Source organism: Undibacterium sp. Jales W-56 (assembly GCF_025548535.1).
Classification (GTDB): Bacteria; Pseudomonadota; Gammaproteobacteria; order Burkholderiales; family Burkholderiaceae_D; genus Undibacterium.
This window is the reverse complement of record NZ_JAJLQW010000011.1, coordinates 20,954-27,773: the sequence shown is the minus strand read 5'-3', so window position 1 is coordinate 27,773 and position 6,820 is coordinate 20,954. Positions and strand designations below refer to the sequence as shown.

Below are 6,820 nucleotides of genomic sequence, written 5' to 3'. Positions count from 1 at the left end.
TTGAAAAATCCATACCTACTTTCCTCCGAATACCACAACATATTGCTAACAGGCGTACTCATCTTATCAAATACTGACATGAGCAGCCATTAAAGGGGGGCACGCATAGTCTGTGTCGATATTTGCAGGAGCAAATACCGTGCCCAGCGTCAATCAACCAATCGCATTGCGCCAAAAAAATGAATTATATGGCGAAGCAACCGATTGCGTGCCCTTTCTTTCACTCAATTTTTTGTAAATGCAAAATAAATCCGCTCTTGAAAAGAATTTATTTCTACCCTCACCACGTGGTGGATACAGGTAAAGTCAGCGAACAACTTGACCGCATTTACATCTAAAGAATTATGTAAAAAAACCCGTTTTTTTACATAAGAAATGAAAATGAAAGCATCAAAAAATTTTTGATGGCGCATGGAACCATTTCTGAGCACGCCCTGTCAATACTCGCCATTTTACATTTCACAAAAAAACAACAGCCGGATTTTTAGCGTAAAAACCGGATAATTGACGTGCATTCATTTTGTGCTTTGCAGCAAATAAATAGTGCGTGGATATAACAATTCTTATCGAGCTTACTTTTATTTTGCGGCAGACCTAAGCGTCCAGAATAAAATTTTTTTTCATCTCCGAATCGCTGCGTATTCGGCAGAATATTATGCATCTCACATTATGCATTTTGGTGCACAACAATATTAATGCTGACATCTCCGCACATAGAAAGATGTCATTTTTTACATCTACAAAAATCCCGCTCGGTCTTGGTGCAAATAAATAAGAAAAATAAATTTTACTTTTGTGCCGTACAGTATTGACTTGCGTTATGGTTACGGCTTTTTTAGCCCCCCTATCTGCTTGGCCCCCTGTCTATATACAAAGCGCGTCAAACAGATGTAGAACAATAAAGAGGTGTTGCGTGATGTCGGGCCCATTTAAATTAAAACTCAGTGCGCTCGCTCTGCTCGTCATGGCGAGCATGACGGCAACGTCTCTGGCAGAAAATCCGGCAGATCCCAACAAAATCGTCAGACAGGCATTTGAAGGCGCTGATGATGGCTTCGATATGGCGAAAACTTCTAACCATTACTCGGGTTGGATAGTGAACGCCATTTTTGAGCCTTTACTCACTTACGATTATCTGGCGCGCCCGGCAAAACTGATTCCCAACACAATAGAGGCCATGCCCGAAGTGAGCGATGCCGGCAAAGTGTTTGTGTTCAAAATCAAACCAGGCATCTACTTCGCACCCGACGATGCATTCAAAAGCAAAAAACACGAACTCACTGCGCAAGACTATATATACACACTTAAACGCATACTCGATCCGGTTAACCGCTCTCCGCATGCGAGCTTCATCGACGGCAAAATTGTCGGCATGGCGGATGTCCAGGCAAAAGCCAAAAAAACCGGCAAATTTGACTACGACATGCCAGTCGCCGGCTTAAAAGCGCTGGATAAATACACGCTCAGAATCGAGCTGCAAGACACCGACTATAACTTCCTGTATGTCATGGCTTACTCTGCCTTCGGTGCAGTAGCCAAAGAAGTCATCGATACCTATGGCGAACAGACTGGATTGCATCCTGTCGGCACCGGCCCGTATATGATGGAAAAATATCTGCCGCGCAGCAAAATCTTCCTGAAAGCGAATCCCGAATATCGCGGCTACATCTGGGATTTCAAATCATCCGGTAGCGCCTGGGATGATGAGATCGTCAAAGTCATGAAGGGTAAAAAAATGCCGCAAGTCGGCAGGGTCGAAATCAGCATCATCGAAGAGGAGCAATCACGCTGGCTGGCCTTCCAGGATAAGCAAATCGATATCGACAAGCTGCCGCAGATCGCTGCACCGGCCGTATTAGATGGCGACAAGCTCAAGCCCTCGTTCATCGCGGAGGGAATCAAAATGGATAGAGTGGCCGACGCTGGTCTGACTTTCTCCATGTTTAATATGCGCGATCCTGTGGTCGGCGGTTATAGCAAAGAAAAAATCGCCTTGCGCCGCGCCATCGTGATGGCCTATAGCAATGCCGATGAAGTTGCGCAAATGCGCCTGGGGCAAGCGATACGGGCGGAAAGCATGATACCGCCCGGTGTGGTCGGATACGACCCCAAATACCGCAGCAGCATTCCTTACGACATCGGGCTGGCGAATAAACTGCTCGATCATTTCGGTTACAAGCGTGGTGCCGACGGTTATCGCACCCTGCCCGATGGCACGCCGCTGCTCATCAAAAAAACCATGGAAGCGCCGAATATCTATAAAGTGCAGGCAGAAATTTTTAAACGCGGCCTGGATCAACTGGGAATCCGTATCGATTTCCTGGTCAGTAACTTTGCAGATAACCTGGAAGCCGCCAGCGCCTGCCAGCTCGCGATGTGGAGCGGTGGCTGGATGGCTGACTATCCTGACGGCGAAAATTTCCTGCAATTGCTATATGGCCCGAAGGCCGGACAAGGCAATCATGCCTGCTACGAATCTCCGGCCTACGATGCTCTGTACAGAAAAGCGATCTCACTGCCGTCCGGTGAAGAGCGGAATAAAATTTACTCGCAGATGAGTCGCCAGATCGAGGCCGATACCCCGTGGGCATTGCATTCAACGCGCATCCGCAGCTGGCTGGTACGGCCCTGGATACAAGGTTACAAAAATCACCCGATTCTGCATGCGGACTGGCAATATCTCGATGTAGTCAAACATTGAGACCGGACACCAGCCCGCCAGATAAAATTTAAAACACTAAAACGCCAGGACCCAAAAGCATCTGCAGAAGCACTCAGCTCTGGCGTACATTTATTCATATAGTTAACCCGCATTTTTATTCAGGTCACTTTAACCAGGAGACCCACACGCAATGAAGTCACCCTCTATTCTGCACAAGCTATTCGGCTCACATCGACCTAAAGTCGCCAGACTGGCACTTGCCATCGTCACCAGCCTCACAGCCTTCCCGGTTTCTCATGCGACAGCAGCGACCAATCCGGCTGATCCGGACAAAGTATTGAAATGGGTATTCAACGTCGCCGAGACTGGCTTTGATCCGGGTGCGGCAAAAGATTTGTACTCGAACGGCGTCAACTACGTCATCTTTGAAACGCTGTATTCCTACGATTATCTGGCCAGCCCGGTCAAGCTGGTACCGCGTGTTGCGGAAAGCATGCCGGAGGTTTCTGCCGATGCGAAGACCTACACGATCAAAATAAAAAAAGGCATTTTCTTCACGCCGGATGAAGCTTTCAATGGAAGAAAACGGGAGCTGACTGCGGCTGATTACGTCTACACCTTGAAGCGCCTGATGGACCCGAAATTATCCTCGCCGCACTCCTGGTTAATCGCTGGAAAAATTATCGGCCTCGATGCCCTGGCAGCGCAAGCCAAAAAAACCAATAAGTTCGATTACGATAGCAAAGTCCCCGGCTTAGAAGTCGTTGATAAATACACCCTGCGCATCCATCTGAACGAACCGGACTTCAATCTCGGTCTGATCCTGGCGCACAATCCAACCGGTGCCGTCGCACGCGAAGTCATAGAAAAATATCAGGACATCCAGAGTCAGGTGATGTCCAATCCGGTCGGTACAGGCCCGTATATGCTGGTGCCGGATGAATGGGTGCGCGGCTCTAAAATTATCCTGGTAGCGAATCCCGATTATCGTGGCGATGTCTGGGATCACAAAGGCAGCAGCCCGGAAGATCAAAAGATCATGGCGGCCATGAAGGGCAAGCGCATGCCGCAAATTGGCCGCATCGAAATCAATGTGATGATCGAAGATCAATCGCGCTGGCTGGCTTTCCAGGGCGGTGAAGTCGATATTTTCGAACTAGAAGGACCGCTGGCACCGCAGGCGCTCGACAATGGCAAGCTCAAACCTGCATTGCAGAAAAAAGGCATCATGCTGTCACGCATTCCTGATCCTGAGCTGACCGTGTATTACTGGAATATGCAGGATCCGGTCTGGGGCGGCCTGAGCAAAGATAAAATCGCTTTGCGTCGCGCCGTCGCCATGGCGCATAACGTCACCGAAGAAATCAATATCGTCTATAACGGCAATGCCGTGCCGCTCGATTACCCTATTCCGCCAGGTGTGGTCGGTCATGATCCTAACTACCGGAACAGCATTCAATACAATCCAGCCGCGGCGAATATGTTGCTAGATAAATTTGGCTACAAAAAAGGCCCTGACGGTTTCCGCACCCAGCCTAACGGCAAGCCGCTGGAAATCCGCTACACCGCACGCACCGGCCCGATCGGCAAGCTGCAAACGGAAGTCTGGAAAAAAACCTACGACTCGATCGGCATACGCATGAAAGAAGATCTGGTGCAATTTTCCGAAATGCTGAAGGCAGAAAAAAACTGCCAGTTACAGACCCGCAATGCGCCGTGGATTGCCGATTATCCGGATGGCGACAACTTCATGCAATTATTCTACGGTCCGAATACCGGCTCAACTAATAACGGCTGCGTCAAGATTCCTGAATACGACGCGCTATATGTGCAGTCACAAAAGCTGCCGCCAGGTCCGGAACGCGATGCGCTCTATCACAAAATGGCGCGCATTATGGAAGTCAATACCGCACAACGAACCGGCTTTGCCCGCTATAGAAATATGCTGGTACAACCCCGGGTCATCGGCTATAAAAAGCATCCGATTATTTACGGCGAATGGATGTTTTTTGATGTTGAGAAAAGTAAGTAAGTCCCTAAGATTTTTACAGACTTTGATTTATCTCAACCAGATCGCGTAATTCACTAAGTTAGAAAGTATCCCATGACAGCCTATATCTTGCGCCGCTTATGGCAAATGGCACCCACCATGCTGGGTGTTATTTTGCTGGTGTTCTTTTTGTTTAACTGGGTAGGCGGCGATCCCGCTTACATCCTGGCCGGCAAAATGTCGAACGCTGAACAGATTGCGAATATCCGCACCCAGCTTGGCATTGACCAGCCCTACTACGTCCAGTTAGGTATTTTCATCAAACAAATCGTCACCTTCAATTTCGGGACCAGTTGGAGCACTGGTGAAGCAGTATCGTCGATTATCGGTACACGCCTTGGACCGTCATTAACGGTATTGGTGCCGTTAACCATCATCGAAACCCTGATCGCCATTGCGCTCGCGCTGGCGATTGCTTTCCGCCGCGGCAGCCTGACCGATCGCGGCGTCATGATTGCCTGCACCTTCGGCATGTCCATCAGTATCCTGGTCTACATCATCGTCGGACAATATTTCTTCGCCTATAAATTGGGCTTGTTTCCGGTCCAGGGCTGGGGCAACGGCTTTGCCGAAAATCTGTTCAAGTATTCCGCCCTGCCTATCCTGATTGCGCTGGCAGTCGGCGTCGCGCCTAACCTGCGCCTGTTCCGCACGTTTGTGCTGGACGAAGTCAATCAAGATTATGTCCGCACCGCACGCGCCAAAGGCGTCTCTGAGGCGCGCGTGAAATGGGTGCATGTGCTGCGCAACGCATCGATCCCGATCATCACGCATGTGATGTCGAATCTGCCTGCCCTGCTGATCGGTGCGTTCCTGATTGAGCGCTTTTTCTCGATCCCGGGTATCGGCCGTGAAGTGATTCTGGCGGTGGAGCGCAGCGACTTTCCGGTCATCAAAGCAATCACCGTGTATGTTGCGGCGGCAACGATGTTCTTTAATCTGTTGACCGACCTGTTGTATCAAGCGGTTGATCCACGAGTTCAGTTGAAATAAGGTTTCCCATGTCAACGTTACACACCAATCAAACTGCCTCGCCTGGATTATGGGCATTAGCGTGGCGCCGCCTGCGCGCCGACAAAATTGCGATGTCGGCGATGTCCGTGGTCATCGCCTTTTTAGTGGTCCTGAGCTTGTCAGCCAGTGGCTTGATCGCCGCCGACTGGGAGCAGGAAATCGGCGCCAGCTATGCACCGCCTCATTTCATTGGCGCGGATTCGTCCGGCGCTGCCGCCAAAGTGGCGGAAGAACCGGTGCCCGAAAATCCGCTCGACCCTTTAGCCGATGTGATTCGCGAATTGCGCAAAGCGCCGGCGAGCCAGCAAGCCATCATTACCAACGAGTATGGCGTACCAGATCCGCTCGCCAAAGAAATGAGCGAAATCTATACCGAGCTTGCCAAGGTAGGTAAGGCGACGGTTGCCGCGAAGTTGGATACCCTGCCTTTTGGTGCCGACAAGTGGGGACATGACATCATCAAAAAGACCATCAAGGGTGCAGAAACCTCGATCATCGTTGGCCTGGTCGCCGCCTTCCTGGCAACTTTACTCGGTACGCTGTTTGGTGCGCTGGCCGGCTATTTCGGCAATCGCGTCGATGATTTCTTTAACTGGTTTTACAGTATTTTCACCTCGATTCCCTACCTGCTATTGATCCTGTCGGTCGCCGCTGTATTGCAGCAAAAAGGCGTGACCACGATTATTCTGATTCTGGCTTTTACCGGCTGGACCGGCCCATTCCGCCTGATCCGGGCGGAATACATGAAGCATAAAAATCGCGAATACGTCTGGGCCGCCGATGCGATCGGCGCCTCCGACTTCCGCAAAATGTTCATTCATATTTTTCCAAATGTCAGCCATGTCGCTTTAGTGCAGGTGTCAATCCTGGTGGTCGGTTTTATCAAGTCGGAAGTCATTTTGAGCTTCCTCGGTTTTGGCGTGCCAGTCGGCGTGGTGTCCTGGGGCAGCATGTTGAATGAAGCGCAGAACGAACTCATTCTGGGTAAATGGTGGCAGTTAGTGGCAGCGACTGCGGGCATGGCCGTGTTAGTTACCGCCTTCTCCCTGTTCACCGATGCCTTGCGCGATGCGCTCGACCCTAAGCTCAAATAA

At 50.2% G+C, this 6,820-nt stretch carries 4 protein-coding genes; all 4 read left to right on the top strand.

Annotated features, from left to right (window positions below):
- The first annotated feature begins 916 nt into the window (after positions 1–916).
- Positions 917–2,701: an ABC transporter substrate-binding protein gene (locus LPB67_RS19020; protein WP_262838915.1), complete on the top strand. Its 1,785-nt coding sequence runs from the start codon at positions 917–919 to the stop codon at positions 2,699–2,701.
- A gap of 151 nt (positions 2,702–2,852) precedes the next feature.
- On the top strand, positions 2,853–4,694 hold the full coding sequence (locus LPB67_RS19015; RefSeq protein ID WP_262838913.1) for an ABC transporter substrate-binding protein: 1,842 nt from the start codon (positions 2,853–2,855) through the stop codon (positions 4,692–4,694).
- A 72-nt stretch (positions 4,695–4,766) separates the two neighbouring features.
- The gene (locus LPB67_RS19010) at positions 4,767–5,705 is read left to right on the top strand and encodes an ABC transporter permease (protein WP_262838912.1); all 939 of its coding nucleotides are present in this window, start codon (positions 4,767–4,769) and stop codon (positions 5,703–5,705) included.
- Between the two features lie 8 nt (positions 5,706–5,713).
- On the top strand, positions 5,714–6,820 hold the full coding sequence (locus tag LPB67_RS19005; protein WP_262838910.1) for an ABC transporter permease: 1,107 nt from the start codon (positions 5,714–5,716) through the stop codon (positions 6,818–6,820).